This is a genomic window from Anaerocolumna sedimenticola, from assembly GCF_009931695.1.
Taxonomy (GTDB): Bacteria; Bacillota; Clostridia; order Lachnospirales; family Lachnospiraceae; genus Anaerocolumna; species Anaerocolumna sedimenticola.
Genome location: NZ_CP048000.1, coordinates 1770821 through 1789737, shown reverse-complemented (window position 1 = coordinate 1789737; position 18917 = coordinate 1770821). Strand labels below are relative to the sequence as shown.

Sequence of the window (18917 nt, the reverse complement as noted above, 5' to 3'; positions counted from 1 at the left end):
CTAATTCTGAGTGAAACGCACCCTCCGTGCTTTTTATTTCAATTATATCATTTCTAATTTTTTGAATCAATATATTTCCATATTTTACACAGTACAAACGTTTTAAGGAACCTTAGAAATAGTCGTGTTGTTTTCACCGTTACATTATACTGTCTTATCTTAAGAATTTTCAGAAACCTTTTACCCTTGGAAAAATAATTTTTTGTAATACTATTATATTTTATTGTTTTTTTGGTAAAAATTTAGATAAGTTTTACTTTATTTTTCCACCCCCTTCCCTTATAATGGAACTGAAAAACTTTTTTTAGCAAACAAATTCTTTTAAACTGTATAACAAATAACAGTAATTGCATATACTGTTTAACGAAAGGAAGTATGAATCGCATGAAAAAATTTGGAAAGTTTTTATTTGGTACAGTATCCGTTGCGACTATAGCATGTGGTGCTTATTATTTGTACAAAAACTTAGTAAATAAGGACTCTTCTGATGATTTTGATGAATTTGAAGATGAATTCGAAGATTTCGACGCTGAAGACGAGGATACCACTGATCAAAATAAAAAAGATACAAGGGAATATGTTTCAATTAATATTACTTCAGAAGGATCTGACCAGGGTTCTTTTGAAGATAAAGTATCCGCAGCTGATACTGAAACTGACGAAAAAGAGGTTACAGAAGAATAATATTCTCAGATTAGAAAAACCGCTCGTTCCTGTTAAGAATGAGCGGTTATCTTTATTTCCGCGAAAGCAAAGTGAGAATTAGCAAGCTTGCTTGCAATAATTCGAACGCGCACGCGAACCGGAGAAACTCGCAAAGCGTGTTCCTTCCGGTTGCAAGAATGGCTTTAGGTACATTGCTTTTTGTTAAAATATAACGAATAGATTTAGAATTTTCAACATTCTTTTATTATTTTATTTATTATTCGAATTATAAAAATCTTGAATTTGTTTAATTAAATTATCCATATTTTCCGTACTGTATACGGAAACTTGTGGCTCTCCCGTTTCACTTTTCTGTTCTACCTGAATCGTATCCCCAATTATTATAGTATAGGCCACTTGATTTGGTTCAACAATTTCAGCTTTGTAAATCCATTCGGCAGTATTTCTATTCTCGTTTGTATTGCTTTCAGTTAAAGGATATCCGTCCAGTATATTATAGAATTCATTTACTTTAATACCGGTTTCTTTTAATGCTTTACCGGTATCACCATTTTTTGATACGTTAAATGTCGTAACCGTATCATAGTTGATTGGATACAATACAGAAAAAAGATTTTCTCCATAACCGGAACTGGCACCTCCTGCTTTTTTCGTATCCTCTTTCAGTTCCGCTGAAAATGTGGTAATTTCTTCATCAGCAGCGGCCATGTCACTTTCTTCAGCGGATGAACCCGTAATTTCACTGCTCTTGGTACTATTATTTAAAGATGCTGCTCCATCAGCTGCAGCACTATAATTTTCCATAGTCGCCGCTTCTTCCGGGGCTTTCTCAGTCGAACTGGAATCCATACTGATTTGTGTACCTTTTTTATTTCCTGTAAAACTGTTTTGAAATATATTGATTCCAACAATTAGTACGGCAATAGCTGCTGCGGCACTAACAAGTCTTCGAACCGGGAAATGCTTAATTTTATTTATTTTTTTTGACTGCTCTTCCTGCTGATCGGACTCTTTTATTGCCTTAAGGGTTCTGGCGATTAAATCTTCCGATACCGTTAAATTATCCAGTTCAAAAGAGGCATTCAGATGGTCTTTCACACGTAAATCATCCAAATCACTGGGAAGGCTATTGTTTATCTTATTCTTATCCACCTTAAATCCTCCCTTCAAGGCAAAGCTTAAGTTTTTCTTTTGCTCGGGACAGACGGCTTTTTGCCGTTCCTTCTGCAATATGCAAAAGTTTTGCGGCTTCACTTATTGTCATATCATGATAATAGACACAAAGCAAAACGTCTTTGTATTTATCCGGCAGTTTCATAACTTCCTGGCGGATGATCCGATTTTCATCCTGTTGTTCTACAGCTGTAAAATCGTCCTCCCCTGCCATTGTGTTCTCCTGAAACTCCGTAAAAGGCATGACACGTTGATTCCATGCGCTTTTCAGATAATCTTTACAGGTATTAATAGTAATACGTATCATCCATGTTTTAATACTGCTGCCACCTTGAAAGGTTTCAAGTTTTTGATTTACTTTTATAAAGACATCTTGAAAAATATCCTCTGCCAAATGACTATCCTTTACATACATATATGCCGTACGGAGTACATCATTGCCATATTTCCTCATCAATGTCTCAATGTCGTAAACCGGTTCTTTATCCTCGTACATTGATAACTTCCCCCTATTTGTTACAGTTCAGCCTTGGCTTTTAACCGTAACATAATGCACAAAAATAATGCTAAATGCATAATTTTGCATACATGTCGTGGGTTTTCTGTGACTTTCGCTTCGCTCCGCTCACCAAAAACCCCTCGCGGTTTCATAGGCTGAATTATAACCTCAATATATTATTTACGCGGTAATATTTTGCTCCATCTCCTATTCTGTGCCGACTTAGGACCTGTACGCTGTCCGGCAGCTCTCTAAGTTATGCCGCGAGCCGGACAGTCCTCTTTCCGCTTTTATTGATAGCTGCAGTATTAGTATACTATCAACTATTAGACGACGCAAATGAAATTATGGTTCCAATAAAAAAACTGCTAATTTATGCCAGATTTTTCTCTGCTCCCTGTGTTAATTTATACAGGCCGGCGTAGATTCCGTTCTGATTCAGTAGTTCCGTATGCGTTCCTCTCTCTTTAATTCCGTCTTCTGTTAAAACAATGATATTTTTGGCATTCCGGATTGTTGAAAGTCTGTGGGCTATAACAAAAGTGGTTCTGTTTTTCGCCAGTTTTTCCAAGGATTCCTGCACTACCTTTTCACTTTCATTATCAAGGGCAGAAGTTGCTTCATCAAAGATTAGTATGGGCGGATTTTTAAGAAATACTCTGGCGATACTGAGCCGCTGCTTCTGTCCCCCGGATAACTTAACGCCACGCTGTCCGATATATGTATTATATCCATCCGGAAGTTCCATAATAAATTCGTGGGCATTGGCATTTTTAGCGGCTTCTATAATTTCTTCATCCGTAGCTTCTAATTTACCATACCGTATATTATCCAATACCGTACCGGTAAACAGATAAACATCCTGCTGAACAATTCCAATATTTTTTCTCAACGACCGAAGTTTAATATTCCTAATATCCGTACCATCTAACAGGATTTTACCGGAGTTTACTTCATAAAACCTTGGAATCAGGCTGCAAAGAGTTGTTTTACCTACACCGGAGGAACCGACTAAAGCCAGGTAATCTCCCGATTCCACTTTCAAGTCTATATTACGGAATACATCCGTTTTGGTATCATTATAACGGAATGATACCTCACGAAATTCAATTTTTCCTTTTACATCCTTAATGGATACGGCATCTTTTTTATCAATAATATCCGGCTGGATATCCATAATCTCCATAAACCGGTCAAAACCGGTAATTCCGTTTTGAAATTGTTCCGTAAAGTTAATTAATTTACGGACGGGTTCAATAATATTATTGATATATAATAAGAAAGTAAGTAAATCACTTAAAGCAATGATCTTATTTGCCATAAGTACGGCACCACCGACAATAACCGCAACATTTATTAGACTTGTAAAAAACCCAAGTCCGGAATGAAATGTTGCCATCTGCCAGTAGCTGTTACGTTTACTCTCCACAAAACGGCGGTTTCCGTCGTGGAATTTATCCATTTCCTTATTTTCACTTGCAAAGGATTTTACAACCCGGATACCGGACAAATTATCTTCAATCTGGGCATTAATCTCTGCGATTCGTTCCCTGTTTTTACGAAAAGCGTGATTCATTTTATTTTTCATGTGATAAGCAAAAATAAACATAATGGGAATAAAAGCAAAAACGATTAATGTAATGGGAAGATTTATATTAATTAATATAATAAAAGCACCTACGAACTTAATAATGGAGATTACGATATCTTCCGGACCATGATGGCATAATTCCGTAATGTCAAACAAATCATTGGTAATTCTGGACATTAATTGTCCGGTTTTCTGATTATCATAAAAATTAAAGGATAATTTCTGATAATGTTCGAAAATGTCATTCCTCATATCGTATTCCATTTTCGCACCCATAACATGCCCCTGGTAAGCAATATAAAAGTTACATACCAGTTCCAGTATGGCCAGCCCTATCATAAGAAATGATAATTTAATTATAGTATGCATTACTTCACTGATTTCATAATGCACCAACAGATCATTGGTTACATATCTGACTATTAATGGATACACCAGTGATATACCCGCTGCTATTAATGCAAAAAACATGTCAGATAAAAATAAACCCATATATGGTTTATAATAGGATAAAAACTTTTGAAATTTATTACTCATCTTTTCCCCCTGTTTAACAGCATTTTTATATTTTATACTTATATTTATGACGATTTTATAAAGTTCATAATTTAACGCTTGAATTTCTGCTCACTTTGCTTTCTCAGAAATTTAAAAGCCTGACCGTTGAATAACACTTAAGCTTTAAGTGGTTTTTAAGTCAGGCTTTCGTTTATAAAACAATTGTATTATAATTATCTGGACAATGTTTTAGACACGTCATATAAATATTGATCAATATCTTTTTTCATGGCAAGTGCTTCTTTAATATCATAGTCTACATAGTTACCGTCTCTGTAACCTACTACACGGTTGGAAGCTCCTTTACATAATAAGTCAACCCCATATGCACCCATAGCGGAAGCATGTACCCTGTCGATGCAGGTTGGGCTGCCACCTCTTTGGATATGGCCGATAATGGTTGCTCTGGCCTCCATACCGGTAGCTGCTTCGATTCTCTTTGCCATATTATTGGAATCGCCGATACCTTCTGCATTAACGATGATGTAATGCTTCTTACCGGCTTTTCTTCTTTCAATGATCTTATCTATAATCTTTTGTTCGTCATAATCATATCTTTCAGTAACTAAGATATCTTCCGCCCCGTTAGCGATACCGCACCATAATGCAATATAACCGGCTTTTCTACCCATTACTTCAATAATACTGCATCTTTCATGGGAAGTTGAAGTATCCCTTACTTTATCAATTGCTTCCATAGCCGTATTGACTGCCGTATCGAAACCAATGGTATAATCGGTACATGCAATATCCAAGTCAATGGTTCCTGGTAAACATACCGTATTAATTCCTCTTACAGCAAGATCGGCAGCACCACGGAAAGAACCGTCACCGCCTATTACCACCAAACCATCAATGCCATGCTTTCTACAGATTTCAGCAGCTTTATCCTGACCTTCTGTTGTCATAAATTCTTTACTTCTGGCAGTATATAGAATGGTACCGCCTCTTTGTATAATATCAGAAACGCTCTGCGCTTCCATATCTACTATATCTTCATCTAATAGGCCGCTGTATCCTCGTCTGATACCTTTTACTTTTAAACCGTTTGCTAAAGCTGTTCTAACGACCGCTCTGATTGCTGCATTCATACCCGGTGCATCACCACCACTTGTTAATACACCGATTGTCTTTACTTCATTTGCCATTGTGTCCACCTCCAAAAAAACTAAATTGCTTATATTTTAATCTATTTTTCTAGCTTTTTCAATACTATTTTCAATTACTTTTATATTTGCTTCCGAATATGTCTGTTTTAGTTTATCAATAAGCTCTATTTCCGCCTTAATACCCATACTTTTAGGTAAGTGTTTTATTGCTTTTTCACATTCCAGATAAATACATACACTATCCGTACCATCATATTCCCTTAATATCGTATACAGCCTCTGTTCATCTTCAACAAATTTCTCTTTATTGGGATACTTTATCCAAATAACTTTGGGAATACTTTCAAAAGGAATAATCGTCTGGCAGATTAATTTAGCATTTTTTTCTTCTTCTACTGCTATTTTTCCCCTTACCAGTACTTTATTATCCTCTACAAGAAGCATTTTATATTTATCATAATCTTTAGGAAATACAATAATTTCAACAGCTCCCACCATATCTTCCAGAGTGACGAAAGCCATCATGGAATTGGTTCTTGTGGTTTTTACGGTTTTCCCTGTAATGATACCACCTACGGTTGCCATCTCTCCATCATTTACTTTCGTTTCATTCGTTTCTTCATCGATAACAAAATCCATGGTAGTTGCCGTTATATTTTTCTTCATTAATTCCCCATAGGCTTCCAGTGGATGACCGCTTGCATAGATACCCATAACTTCTTTCTCAAAGGAAAGCTTTTGTTCAATGGTATATTCCCCTACATCCGGAAGATTATTCTCATACTCCGTCTTCTCCTCTTCCTCTGCAAAATCAAATAATGACATCTGCCCTGACAGATTACGCTTTTTGGTCTGAGCCACATCATCAAGTACCTGCACATAAATCATCATTAACTGTTTTCTGGTACCTTGTAAGCTGTCAAAAGCACCGGATTTGATAAAACTTTCAACAGTCCTTTTATTTACTTCCTTGCCGGACAGCCGTTCTGCAAAATCTCTTAAGCTGGTGAATTTACCATTACTTTCCCGTTCCTTTACTACTGCTTCAATAACCGGGCGCCCAAGACCTTTTATTGCGGATAGTCCATACCGGATAGCGCCCTCCGATACGGAAAAAGTACTGTCTCCTTCATTAATATCCGGCGGAAGTATTTTAATACCCATCTGTCTGCAGGTAAAAATATATTCTGCCACCTTTCCTGGATTATCAATTACCGAAGTCATTAAAGCAGCCATAAATTCAACCGGATAATAACATTTTAAAAATGCTGTCTGATAAGCTACAACTGCATAAGCAGCCGCATGGGACTTATTAAAAGCATATTTCGCAAAGTCTGTCATTTCATCAAATATGTGGTTTGCAACTTCTTCTGATATCCCATTTTTGATACAGCCAGGAACATTTTCTTCATCGTTACCGTATACGAAATTGTACCGTTCCTTTTCCATAACGGAAGCTTTCTTTTTTGACATGGCACGGCGTACCAGGTCACTTCTGCCATAACTGTACCCTGCCAAGTCACGAACGATCTGCATAACCTGCTCCTGATAAACGATACAGCCATAGGTTGGAGACAGGATGGGTTCCAGCTGAGGGCACTCATAGATAATACTGCCTGCCTGATTTTTACCTTTGATATATTTTGGAATAAAATCCATTGGGCCCGGACGGTAGAGTGCATTACCTGCAATGATATCCTCCAGGTTGCTTGGTTTTAATTCTTTCAGGAAGTTTTTCATTCCTGCACTTTCAAACTGGAATATGCCGTCTGTTTTAGCGGAGGCAAATAAAGCATATACATTTTTATCATTGTAATCGATGTTATCGATATCTATTTTCTCTCCCTCATTACGCCTTTTATTTATCAGACGGACCGCATTCTGAATAACAGTTAAGGTTCTAAGGCCTAAAAAGTCCATCTTAAGAAGTCCCAGTTCCTCCAGGGTTGTCATGGTAAATTGGGTGGTGATGGAATCGTCGGAAGCCCGGGAGAGGGGTACATATTCCATCACGGGAGCTTTACTGATTACAACTCCAGCCGCATGCATGGAAGTATGGCGGGGCAAACCCTCCAGACGTTTGGACATGTCAATTAAGTTTCTTATATCATCATCATTGTCGTATAAGGTTTTCAGATCCGGGTTAAGTTTTAATGCCTTTTCTATAGTGATACCAAGCTCAGTGGGAATCATCTTAGCTACCGTATCCACTCTGCCGTATCCTAAATCCAGAGCACGTCCCACATCACGGATAACAGCTCTTGCAGCCATGGTACCAAACGTCACAATCTGAACCACCCGGTCTTTGCCGTATTTTTCAACAACATAATCGATTACTTCCTGTCTTCTTTCAAAGCAGAAATCAATATCGATATCGGGCATGGTTAAACGTTCCGGATTCAAAAAACGCTCAAACAATAAGTTATATTTGATCGGATCAATATTAGTTATTCCCAGAGAGTAAGATACGATACTTCCGGCGGCACTTCCTCTTCCCGGTCCGACCATAATTTCATGATCTCTGGCATATTTTATAAAATCACCTACGATTAAGAAGTAATCCACAAATCCCATGCTGCGGATGGTTTCAATTTCATAATCCAGGCGGTCTATTAATTCCTGGGAGGGATTGGGGTATCTTTTATTTAATCCTTCATAACATAGTTTTTTTAAATACTCCAATGCGGTAATCCCAGCCGGTACATCAAATTTCGGAAGTTTATACTCGCCGAACTCAATTTCCACGTGACAGCGCTCTGCTATCTTGTGGGTATTTTCCAATGCTTCTGTGGCATAAGGGAAAATTTTTAACATCTCTTCCGGTGATTTTATGAAATACTGTCCGCCCTCATAACGCATGCGGTTTTCATCCGTTACTTTCTTCTGGGTCTGGATACACAGCAAGATATCATGGGCGGCGGCATCACTTTCCAAAGTATAATGAACGTCGTTGGTGGCTACCAAAGGGATTCCTGTTTCCTTACTCATTCTCAGTAATCCCTGGTTTACTGATTTCTGTTCCGGTATTCCATGATCCTGCAGTTCTAAAAAGAAATTATTCTCACCGAATATATCCTTTAGCCGCAGGGCTGCTTTTTTAGCTTCCTCATAAAAACCTTTCCTTATATTACTTGCAATTTCGCCTCCAATGCAGGCACTCAGGGCAATAATACCCTCGCTGTACTCTTTGAGAACTTCGTAATCAACTCGTGGTTTATAATAAAATCCCTCTAAAAATCCTTTGGATACAATCTTCATTAAGTTAGCATACCCGGTATTATTTTCGGCTAACAATACCAGATGGTAATAACGGTCATCGGATGAATTAGCTTCCCGGTCAAAACGGGATCCCGGTGCTACATAGACTTCACACCCTATTACAGGCTGAATTCCCTCCGCCAGACAGGCACGGTAAAAATCAATTACGCCGTACATAACACCATGGTCTGTAATTGCCATACTGTCCATACCTAATTCCTTGGTTCTGGCCACCATCTCTTTAATCTTGCCGGAACCGTCTAATAAACTGTATTCTGTATGTAAATGTAAATGTGTAAAATTCATATCTGGCTCCTATCTGTCCGATTATGCGGACGAACGTAAACTGCCCTTTGTTATACAATTATTTATCTATGAACCTTTTTTATTATAACACAATATTTTGTTTTCGTAAAAGTAAATAAATAAAAAAGAAAATTTGTTCGGTTTTATAAATAAAAAATTAGTCTGAATAACAGATATTTATTAATTCCCTTAAGGGTAAATTATATATCTGAAACACAGACTAATTCTATTTAAACTACAGATAACAGTGTATTTAATTTATATACAATTATTTTAATTCCGGCCGGCTGGGATCCACTATCTTACTTAAGTCAAACAAATCCTTTAATCTTTCCGGGAATTGAAGCATAGCCTGTCCGTCTAAGGGCCGTCTGGTCATTCTGACATAATCATCGTGGACCTGTATCCAAGGTTCTTTATATACACCGCAGAAATAATCAAAACCAAGCTTTTTAAGATATTTAAATTTATCACTGCTATAGTGGTCCAATGTAGTTTCAATGTCTATTCCAAAAGGGAAAATATAGATATCCGTCGGACCGATAAGCGATCCAACTTCCTCCATCCACCGGTCTGTATCTTTAACTGTAAAACTATTGGTGGCTTTGTACATATCACGGTGTCCGTAACTGTGGGAAGCAAATTCCCAGCCCCATTCTTTCATAACTTTTACTATATTTTTAACTGTTTCCCTATCTTTCTCATAAGTTGGAGAGGTAGGATCATTGGTACGATAGCCCATACTTCCTTCATAACCGGTTAAAGCAATAATACCTTTTGCACCTTTATAGGAAAAATCAGGATGTTCCGCAATAAATGTTTCTACTATAGGTACCATGTCATAATCACCTACGGAAACCGTACCATCATCTAAAGTCATCTCCGTTGATGGCCTGCCGTTTTCATCAATAACAATTCGAGTGGCAAATCCGTCATCATTCATATATTCATAGTAGTTTACATCATCCTGGGATAAAACAAACGGTTTTTTATCAGGAGGAAGCATTATATTACCGGGCTTAAATTTTGTTTTACCGTCTTCCCCTTTTACTTTTTTAGCAACATCATGAATACTTACAAGTACATAACCATCATCATACATCTGCTGCATCATAGCTTTGAATTCCGATATGGTTGTCATGTAATAATTATAGCCGTTAGCTTCATAGTCCCCATCAAATGCTTTTTTGGTATCCGCAACCAAACTATGAAAGAAAATATGATTAATCTGGTCTACTGAGTCATATGCTCCCAATGGATCCAAAGTTTGTTTTTTGGCCTCATAACCTGCTATCGCGTTTGTTAATTTTTCATAATCCTTATAGTTATCACCAAAGCTTTTTATTAATTTAATCGCACCATCATAGTCATAACCTAATGCTAATTTATCCGCTTTCGCTACTAAATCGGTTATCTTTTTCTCTGCTTCTTTTTTCTCTTCCTCTGCTCTCTGTGCCTCCTGCTGTTCCGGAGTCAGTGTAGGAGTTGTGCTGTCTTTTGTATCATCTTGGTCATTATCACCGGTTGTATTTAATGTACTTCCAGGTTTATCCGGTTTATTACCACTGTTTTTGTGAAACCCCGGCATAACCAGGTAAGCATAACCAGCAATTACAATACATAATATGAAAGCTTCAATAATTAATAATTTACGAAACTTTTTATTTTTTAACCTATTCGTATTATTTGTATCCATAATAGAACCAGTGTTTTTAGGTTTTTGTTCAAATCCGCTTTTATCAGCCATCTTCATTTCTCCTATTTTTTACCTCTACACTTTTGTTCATATTTTCAATAAATTTAATATGATTTATTTCTATGTTATTATGTCAAATTCATTAGAATTGTATCCTTACTACTTATAATACTCCAAATAATACATAAAAATAAAAAAAATAAATTTATAAGAAAATCATCTGACCAAAATAATAATATGTACTTAAACTTCCGATAAGTTATATTATAGAAACAAAACCCGTGTTTCTATAATCAGATGTACGGCGCAAGAGCAGCGCCTTTTATCAGAAGTTTGAATTGCAACTTCCGATAAGTTATATTATAGAAACAAAACCCGTGTTTCTATAATCAGATGTACGGCGCAAGAGCAGCGCCTTTTATCAGAAGTTTGAATTGCAACTTCTTTGGAAATGCAACTTCTGATAAGTTATATTATAGCATATCCAACTTTATATTTGTTTAATATTTTATTAATTAATATTTCAAATAAATTGCGAATTTTATTCTTTTTTATTAACTGGTAAGATTTAAGTGTTTCAATGTCCTTGAAACAAAAAATCTGCCTCATATGTCATTCCATGTGGCAGATTTTTATAATTATTTACTACTTAAATATTTTTCTATATTTTCCATTGCTACTTCTTCATCAGGACCATCTGCAGATACAATTACTTCTTCTCCTGCGGCTAATCCCAAGCTCATCATCCCCATAATGCTCTTGGCATTAACTTTCTTTTCATCACATTCTACATAAATATTACTTTCATATTGACTTGCAACCTGAACCAGTAAAGCAACCGGCCTTGCTTCCAATCCTGTTGGGATTTTAATTAATATTTTCTTTGTTACCATAATTTACTTCCTCCTTCTGTTCCCTTAAGTTATCTGCTAAAATGCTTAGTTTACGCAACCTGTGGTTCACACCTGACTTTCCAATCGGCGGACTAAGCAGCGCTCCTAATTCTTTTAATGAGCTTTCAGGATATTCGATTCGCAGAGTTGCAATTTCTTCAAGCCCCTCTGTTAATTCACTGAAACCTATTTGATTCTTAATATATAGGATATCATCTATCTGCTTCGTTGCTGCCATAACTGTTTTATTAATATTTGCAGCTTCACAGTTTACCTGCCTGTTAATGGAATTCCTCATTTCTTTTAAAATCCGTACATTTTCCAGATTCATAAGTGCTACATGAGCTTCCATTATATTTAACAAATCAACGATTTGTGATCCCTCTTTTACATATACAACGAAGTATTTTTTACGGGTAACAATCTTTGCATCAATATCAAAGCTATTGATTATCTCTTGTATTTGTTTTGCCTTTGGTTCATTGGAGGCAACAATCTCAAAATGATACGTTTTTTCAGGATCGCTCATAGACCCGGCAGCCAGAAAAGCACCTCGTATAAAGGCTCTTTTACAGCAGACATTTTGAATTACCAAGTTATCCTTTATTGAAAGATTTTCACCGATTTCCTTAAAATCATCTATTAATTTCGTTGCCTGCAATATTTTTATTACAATATCATTATCCAATATTATTAAACTATACATAATGCTGTTCTTAAAATAAGCATTTCGTCTAATAGAAATTTCTGTATTTATATTAAATGTTTTTTTGATTAAAGTAAAGTACTTTCTTGCAACGGTTATATTTTCTGTATGAATTTTTAAGATATACCGGTCATTCTCTGTAATAATGATACGTCCGCATAAGCTGATTAATGCTGATAATTCCGCTATCTGACAATGTCTGGCAGGGTTGATCTGTTTTGATAATTCATCCTTAACATCTTTAGAAAATGACATCCTTATTCACCTCACAGGAAAACCCAATTATATGTGACTAATCAGTCACAACGTTCTTTTAGCATCCTTTTCTATGTCTCTATGTTCCACTTTTAACCCGTATTCTAATTTCTCAAGCCTGGCTGTCAATTCATTGGCAAGGGTAACGGAACGGTGTTTGCCTCCGGTACAGCCAATACTGATAACCAGTTGATTTTTTCCCTCAAGAATGTAATTGGGTATTAAGAAAGTTATCATATCTTCCAATTTGTCCAAAAAAACTCCGGCCATATCAGAACTCATTACATAATCTCTGACAGGTTGATCGTTACCGGTCTGGCTTTTCAATACCGGATCATAGAAAGGGTTTGGTAAGAATCTTACATCAAAAACCAAATCCGAATCCATTGGTATTCCATATTTAAATCCAAAAGATAAGATGGTTATAAAAAAGTTATTGTATTTTTCGTTTTTAATATAGATTTTATCTATCTCAGTTTTTAATTCACGGATGAGTAATTGACTGGTATCAATAATCACATCTGCTCTTTTTTTAATAAATTCTAATTTATCCCGTTCATCCTCAATACCCTGTTCCACTCGGCCTGATCCGGATAATGGGTGGATTCTTCTGGTTTCTTTATACCGTTTGACCAGAACTTCCATTTTTGCATCCAGGAATAATATCTCGTAATGATATCCATCCTTTTTCATCTGTTCCAATACTTCGTCTAATTCTTCCAATGCCTGTCCGCTTCGGATATCAACACCTAATGCTACTTTATCAAATTTTTCAGTACCATTAACAGTGAGTTGGACAAACTTATATATAAGTTGGATTGGAAGATTGTCAACACAGAAATATCCGGCATCCTCCAGCATTTTTAAAGCTGAACTTTTACCTGCACCGGACATTCCTGTTACAATAACCATCCTCATAACAACCTCTCAATCCGTTAGAATTCACCTAAAAGTTTTACTTCAGGTTCTAACACAACTCCAAATTTATTATTAACGATTTCTATTATATCAGAAATTAATGTTTTAACCTCAGTGGCTGTTGCACCGCCTTTATTAATGACAAACCCGCAATGTTTTTCCGAAACCTGTGCATTTCCAACCTGATATCCTCTTAACCCGGAATCCATAATAAGCTTTCCTGCATAGTATCCCGCCGGTCTTTTAAAAGTACTCCCGGCACTGGGGTATTCAAGAGGTTGTTTCTCTCGTCTTCTTGCATTAAGGTCCTTTATTTTACTTAAAATATCTTCCTTAACACCAGGTTGAAAGCCAAATACAGCTTCAAGAACTATATAATGGTTTTCTTGAATAATGGTAGTACGATAACCCATTTTTAGCTCTTCTTTATTGAGTCTTAGTATATTGCCATCCTTATCTAATAGAACAGCTTCTAAAATAGCTTGTTTTATCTCTCCATCATAGGCGCCTGCATTCATAGTTACCGCACCGCCAAGTGTTCCGGGAATACCTGCGGCAAATTCAAACCCGGTTAAGCTGTGATCGGCTACCTCATTTGCCAATTTTGATAATAAAACACCGGCTTCAGCCCTTACTATATATTTTTCTTCATCAATAGAAATTTTACTGAAAGACTGTCCTAATTTTATTATGGTTCCCCGGTATCCCTTATCGCTGACCAAAAGATTACTGCCATTTCCCATAATATAATAAGGCATATTTTCTGCAAGGCATAACTTTACCACAGCCGCCACGTCAGAAACACTTTCCGGTAAAACAAGAAACCACGCAGGGCCGCCAATTAAAAAAGTAGTATGCCTGGCCAGAGGTTCTTCTATCATAATCTGATTGTCGTCTAATATCGTTCGTAATTTTTGATAAAATGCCTCATTCATATTTACTCCCATCGCATTCCTGTTTCATTCATTTCTATGCTATTTAGTATATGCTTTAACTTCACTTTTATATGTTACTTATTTACCGATTATTAATTTGGCACTGCCATAAATTCCGGCATCATTACCTAATTCAGCCAGCTTAAAATCTTTATTTTTTAATGCAAATAAAACATTATTTTCATAAAATTTCTTAGTTAAATCCGTTAACATAGTTCCGGCTTTGGATACCCCGCCGCCGATAACAAATGCCTCCGGATCCACAACATGGGCAATATGGGATAAAGCCAGTGCTAAATATCTGCATAATTCTTCCACCAGTTCATTAGCCAATGCATCCCCCTCTTTTGCACAATCAAAAATAGCTTTCGCTGATAGATGCTGTATCTCTCTGAGTTTAGAAGGTTCTTTCGATTTATCCAGAAGTCTTTTGGCTTCTTTTACAATACCGGTAGCAGATGCAAATTGTTCCAGACAACCTGGTCTTCCGCAATTGCACTTATCTTCTTCGGACGGATTAACAGTAATATGGCCGATTTCACCGGCTGCTCCATTACTTCCGGTTAAGATTTCACCATTTAAAATTACGCCTCCGCCTACTCCGGTACCTAATGTTACCATAATTAAATTTTTATAACCTCTGCCGCCTCCTTGCCACATTTCACCTAAAGCAGCTACATTGGCATCGTTTCCAACTCTGGTTTTAAAACCGGTCAACTTCTCCGTCTCTTCCGATACATTAAAAATACCCCAGCCTAAATTAACACAATTAATTACGGTTCCGTCTTCCGTTACCGGTCCTGGCACCCCGATTCCGATACCAATAATATTCTCTCTTACAAGATTGTCATCTGCTATTTTTTTCTTTACCGTAGCTGCAACATCTTCTAAGATATGGCTTCCGCTGTCTTCTCTTCTTGTGGGAATCTCCCATTTATCCAACAGGTTGCCGTTTTCCGTAAATAATCCTAATTTTACTGAAGTCCCACCAATATCAATGCCAAAACATAGTCTTTCCATTTTTCTTATCCTCTTTTATTATTTATTTGTTAATGTGAATAGTCTCGCTAAGAACATGCGAGCCATTAAAAGAATAGCAAAAGACGCTATTCTTCACGATTTATGCCCAAAGAGCATGGGCGTTAGTGTGAATAGTCTCGCTAAGAACATGCGAGCCATTAGAAGAATAGCAGAGACAGCTATTCTTCAGGACTATTGTATATTAATTAATCTTCATCCTGTTTTGCTTTTTTCATTAAATTATTTGTTACTCGGTTATATAATTCCTGTGCGGCATTATAACCCATCTTCTTCTGTCTGTAATTAACCGCAGCTGATTCACAGATAATAGCCAGATTTCTGCCCGGTCTTATAGGAATCGAATGGCAGACAACTTTATTGCCAAGGAATTCGGTATATTGTTCTTCTAAGCCTAATCGGTCATACTCCTGGTCTTTATTCCATTCTTCCAGTTTAATTACCAAATCAATGGATTGGGTATTCTTAACACTCTCAACACCAAACAGAGTTTTAACATCAATAATTCCAATTCCTCTAAGTTCTATAAAATGTCTGGTGATATCCGGTGCGGTACCGATTAAGGTGTCATCACTGACTTTTTTTATTTCAACCACATCATCCGTTACCAGACGGTGTCCTCTCTTAATTAACTCCAGGGCTGCTTCACTTTTACCAATTCCGCTTTCACCCATTATTAAAATACCCTCGCCATAAACATCGACCAAAACTCCATGTATTGATATTCTGGGAGCCAATTCCACATTGAGCCAGCGGATCACTTCTGCCATAAAGGAAGAGGTGGTTTTTGCAGTACGTAAAATAGGAACTCCCTTTTCCGTAGCCATCTGTATCAATTCCGGCGCAACCTCGATATTCCTGCAGAACACGATACAGGGTACTTTATAGTCCATAAGTCTTGACATAATCCCATGACCGTGATCCTTTTCCATCTTTTGCATATATGCATATTCCACATGTCCGATAACCTGCACACGCTCGGAATCAAAGTAGTCAAAAAACCCCGCCAGCTGCAGAGCCGGACGGTTAACATCCGGTTGACATAACTTAATATGCCTGATATCTATTTCCGGTGTAACATTTTCAAGATTCATTTTTTCAATCAGTTTTGATAATTGTACCGTATACATAATTACGTCCTTTCTCCATCACACCAACTTCGCATAAAAAGCACACTTTGCGGGTTTTTATTTCCAATATATACTTTTATCTAGACATATTCTATCACAGACCTTACTATGCTGTAAATAGCTTTATCTTATACAGGGTAAAACATAAGGTTAATTGCATGGATGTCTATAGCCCTGAATATCTATATTTTAATGGAAAAAATCATATACCTGCTTTGCAGCCCTGCTGTTCATGGTTTCAACCGCAGCCAGTTCTTCGACTGTTGCAGCTTTTATTGCTTCCAATGACTGATAATGCTTCATAAGCGCTCTTCTTCTGGCTGTTCCGACTCCCACAATATCATCCAATATGGAATGAACCTGCGTCTTACCTCGAAGCTGTCTGTGATATTCGATTGCAAACCGGTGTGTTTCATCCTGGATTCTTGTTATAAGTTTGAAAGCTTCACTGTTATGATCTAATGGAATCTCCTCATTATTATAAAGTAGTCCTCTTGTTCTATGGTTGTCATCCTTAACCATACCACAAACAGGTATATTCATCTTTAACTCACTTAACACCTTTTCAGCGATATTTACCTGACCTTTCCCGCCGTCCATCATAATCAGGTCCGGATATCGGTTAAAACTTCCGTATTCCGCATCCAGATTTTTATCTTTTAATTCCTGCTCTTCTTTTAGTCCATGGGTTAACCGCCTGGTAAGCACTTCCTGCATGGAAGCATAATCATCCGGACCTTTCACCCCTTTTATTTTAAACTTACGGTAATCATTCCGTTTCGGTTTGCCGTTTTCATATACCACCATAGAACCTACCGATTCAAAACCGCTGATATTAGAGATATCGAAAGCCTCGATACGGCAAAGTCCGGGAATGTCTAACATCTCACCAATCTGGTTAATGGCTCCGACTGTTTTGGCTTCTTCCCGTTTAATTTTTTCCGCATCCTGCTGCAGAACCATGGAGGCATTTTTTCTAGCCAGTTCAACAAGTCTTTCCTTTTCACCCTTTACCGGTACTTTAATGTAAACTTTCTGCCCGCGTTTGGAGGCCAGCCATTCTTCAATAATTTCCTGATCCTCTAAAGCCTCGCTTAAAATAAGTTCCCTGGGTATAAAAGGAGTCCCTGCATAAAACTGTTTCACAAAGCTAGTCATAACACTGCTTTTTGTTTCATGCTCCACACCGGTTAAGTAAAAATGGTCCCTGCCGATTAATTTCCCGTTTCGGATAAAAAATACCTGTACCACGGCTTCATCTCCCGCGGTAGCGCTGGCAAGAATATCCCTGTCCAGGGACTCGTCACTGGTTATTTTTTGCTTTTCCGATACCTGTTTAACGCTGTTTAACAAATCCCTGTACTCTGCTGCCGTTTCGTATTCCATATTGATAGCCGCATCATTCATTTTCTGCTCCAGCTGTTTGGTAATCATAGAAAAATTACCGTTAAGGAACTCCAGAACCTGGTTTACGGATTCCCTGTAATCTTCCTGTGAGATATAACCCTGGCAGGGTGCTTTACATTGTTTTATATGATAATACAGGCATGGTCTTTCCTTGCCGATATCTTTCGGCAGGTTACGGTTACAGCTCCTTGTAAAATAAAGCTTTCTGATTAGCTCTATGGTATCTTTTACGGATTTGGCACTGGTATAGGGTCCGAAATACTTTGCTTTATCTTTGCCCCTTTCCCTGGCAAATAATATTCTTGGATACGCTTCCTGTACGGTTACCTTGATATAAGGATAATTTTTATCATCCTTAAGCATGGTATTGTATTTTGGCCTATGCTCTTTAATTAAATTGCTCTCTAAAACCAAAGCTTCAAGCTCGGAATCCGTAATGATATATTCAAAATACTGTATTCTGGCAACCATCTGCTGAATCTTAGGAGTCAGGTTCCGGCTGTTCTGAAAGTACTGTCTGACCCGGTTCTTTAAGCTGATTGCCTTGCCGACGTATATTATCGTATCATGCTTATCATGCATGATATATACCCCGGGTTTGGCAGGAAGCTTCTTTAATTCTTCTTCTATGTTAAAAAACATGGCTTCTCCTTTTTAATTATAGATTAAATTACCTTTCGTCCAGAATGTGGGTTTACATTTCATTTTAATTGAAATATAAACCCACATTCATCTGGTAACTATATATTTTCATTAACACTACTTGTTTTGTCACTCAA

The 18917-nt window shown here is 37.1% G+C and carries 14 protein-coding genes; 1 reads left to right on the top strand and 13 read right to left on the bottom strand.

The window, feature by feature from the left end; translation table 11 throughout:
- The first annotated feature begins 384 nt into the window (after positions 1–384).
- On the top strand, positions 385–684 hold the full coding sequence (locus Ana3638_RS08010; protein WP_161837563.1) for a hypothetical protein: 300 nt from the start codon (positions 385–387) through the stop codon (positions 682–684).
- Positions 685–915: 231 nt separating this feature from the next.
- Here Ana3638_RS08010 and Ana3638_RS08005 read toward each other — a convergent pair whose 3' ends face one another.
- The 13 genes from Ana3638_RS08005 to uvrC form a co-directional block, all read right to left on the bottom strand.
- The gene (locus Ana3638_RS08005; RefSeq protein WP_161837562.1) at positions 916–1818 is read right to left on the bottom strand and encodes a hypothetical protein; all 903 of its coding nucleotides are present in this window, start codon (positions 1816–1818) and stop codon (positions 916–918) included.
- Position 1819: 1 nt separating this feature from the next.
- The gene (locus Ana3638_RS08000; RefSeq protein ID WP_161837561.1) at positions 1820–2335 is read right to left on the bottom strand and encodes a sigma-70 family RNA polymerase sigma factor; all 516 of its coding nucleotides are present in this window, start codon (positions 2333–2335) and stop codon (positions 1820–1822) included.
- Between the two features lie 376 nt (positions 2336–2711).
- Entirely contained in the window at positions 2712–4466 is a 1755-nt protein-coding gene (locus tag Ana3638_RS07995) for an ABC transporter ATP-binding protein (protein ID WP_161837560.1), read from the bottom strand.
- A 194-nt stretch (positions 4467–4660) separates the two neighbouring features.
- Positions 4661–5635, bottom strand: coding sequence for a 6-phosphofructokinase (gene pfkA, locus Ana3638_RS07990; protein WP_161837559.1), 975 nt, complete (start codon positions 5633–5635; stop codon positions 4661–4663).
- Between the two features lie 36 nt (positions 5636–5671).
- A complete protein-coding gene (locus Ana3638_RS07985) occupies positions 5672–9160 on the bottom strand; it encodes a DNA polymerase III subunit alpha (RefSeq protein ID WP_161837558.1) in 3489 nt (1162 codons plus the stop codon).
- Between the two features lie 268 nt (positions 9161–9428).
- Entirely contained in the window at positions 9429–10907 is a 1479-nt protein-coding gene (locus Ana3638_RS07980) for a polysaccharide deacetylase (RefSeq protein WP_161837557.1), read from the bottom strand.
- 587 nt (positions 10908–11494) lie between these two features.
- Positions 11495–11749, bottom strand: a complete 255-nt coding sequence (locus Ana3638_RS07975; RefSeq protein ID WP_161837556.1) for an HPr family phosphocarrier protein — start codon at positions 11747–11749, stop codon at positions 11495–11497.
- Positions 11724–12710: a DNA-binding protein WhiA gene (whiA, locus tag Ana3638_RS07970; protein ID WP_161837555.1), complete on the bottom strand. Its 987-nt coding sequence runs from the start codon at positions 12708–12710 to the stop codon at positions 11724–11726. The genes Ana3638_RS07975 and whiA overlap by 26 nt, the downstream gene beginning before the upstream one ends.
- A gap of 45 nt (positions 12711–12755) precedes the next feature.
- Positions 12756–13628: an RNase adapter RapZ gene (rapZ, locus tag Ana3638_RS07965; RefSeq protein ID WP_161837554.1), complete on the bottom strand. Its 873-nt coding sequence runs from the start codon at positions 13626–13628 to the stop codon at positions 12756–12758.
- A gap of 17 nt (positions 13629–13645) precedes the next feature.
- Positions 13646–14563, bottom strand: coding sequence for a UDP-N-acetylmuramate dehydrogenase (gene murB, locus Ana3638_RS07960; protein ID WP_161837553.1), 918 nt, complete (start codon positions 14561–14563; stop codon positions 13646–13648).
- 78 nt (positions 14564–14641) lie between these two features.
- Positions 14642–15583 (bottom strand): ROK family glucokinase, encoded by a 942-nt coding sequence (locus tag Ana3638_RS07955; protein ID WP_161837552.1) that lies wholly within the window; start codon positions 15581–15583, stop codon positions 14642–14644.
- Positions 15584–15789: 206 nt separating this feature from the next.
- Positions 15790–16731: an HPr(Ser) kinase/phosphatase gene (gene hprK, locus Ana3638_RS07950; RefSeq protein WP_161837551.1), complete on the bottom strand. Its 942-nt coding sequence runs from the start codon at positions 16729–16731 to the stop codon at positions 15790–15792.
- A 189-nt stretch (positions 16732–16920) separates the two neighbouring features.
- A complete protein-coding gene (gene uvrC, locus Ana3638_RS07945; protein WP_161837550.1) occupies positions 16921–18780 on the bottom strand; it encodes an excinuclease ABC subunit UvrC in 1860 nt (619 codons plus the stop codon).
- Between the last annotated feature and the right edge of the window lie 137 nt (positions 18781–18917).

Bases quoted from the DNA above. Each gene is read 5' to 3' on its own strand.
- Ana3638_RS08010 (WP_161837563.1), top strand. From the start codon at position 385: ATGAAAAAATTTGGAAAGTTTTTATTTGGTACAGTATCCGTTGCGACT.
- Ana3638_RS08000 (WP_161837561.1), bottom strand. From the start codon at position 2,335: ATGTACGAGGATAAAGAACCGGTTTACGACATTGAGACATTGATGAGG.
- Ana3638_RS07995 (WP_161837560.1), bottom strand. From the start codon at position 4,466: ATGAGTAATAAATTTCAAAAGTTTTTATCCTATTATAAACCATATATG.
- pfkA (WP_161837559.1), bottom strand. From the start codon at position 5,635: ATGGCAAATGAAGTAAAGACAATCGGTGTATTAACAAGTGGTGGTGAT.
- Ana3638_RS07985 (WP_161837558.1), bottom strand. From the start codon at position 9,160: ATGAATTTTACACATTTACATTTACATACAGAATACAGTTTATTAGAC.
- Ana3638_RS07980 (WP_161837557.1), bottom strand. From the start codon at position 10,907: ATGGCTGATAAAAGCGGATTTGAACAAAAACCTAAAAACACTGGTTCT.
- Ana3638_RS07975 (WP_161837556.1), bottom strand. From the start codon at position 11,749: ATGGTAACAAAGAAAATATTAATTAAAATCCCAACAGGATTGGAAGCA.
- whiA (WP_161837555.1), bottom strand. From the start codon at position 12,710: ATGTCATTTTCTAAAGATGTTAAGGATGAATTATCAAAACAGATCAAC.
- rapZ (WP_161837554.1), bottom strand. From the start codon at position 13,628: ATGAGGATGGTTATTGTAACAGGAATGTCCGGTGCAGGTAAAAGTTCA.
- murB (WP_161837553.1), bottom strand. From the start codon at position 14,563: ATGAATGAGGCATTTTATCAAAAATTACGAACGATATTAGACGACAAT.
- Ana3638_RS07955 (WP_161837552.1), bottom strand. From the start codon at position 15,583: ATGGAAAGACTATGTTTTGGCATTGATATTGGTGGGACTTCAGTAAAA.
- hprK (WP_161837551.1), bottom strand. From the start codon at position 16,731: ATGTATACGGTACAATTATCAAAACTGATTGAAAAAATGAATCTTGAA.
- uvrC (WP_161837550.1), bottom strand. From the start codon at position 18,780: ATGTTTTTTAACATAGAAGAAGAATTAAAGAAGCTTCCTGCCAAACCC.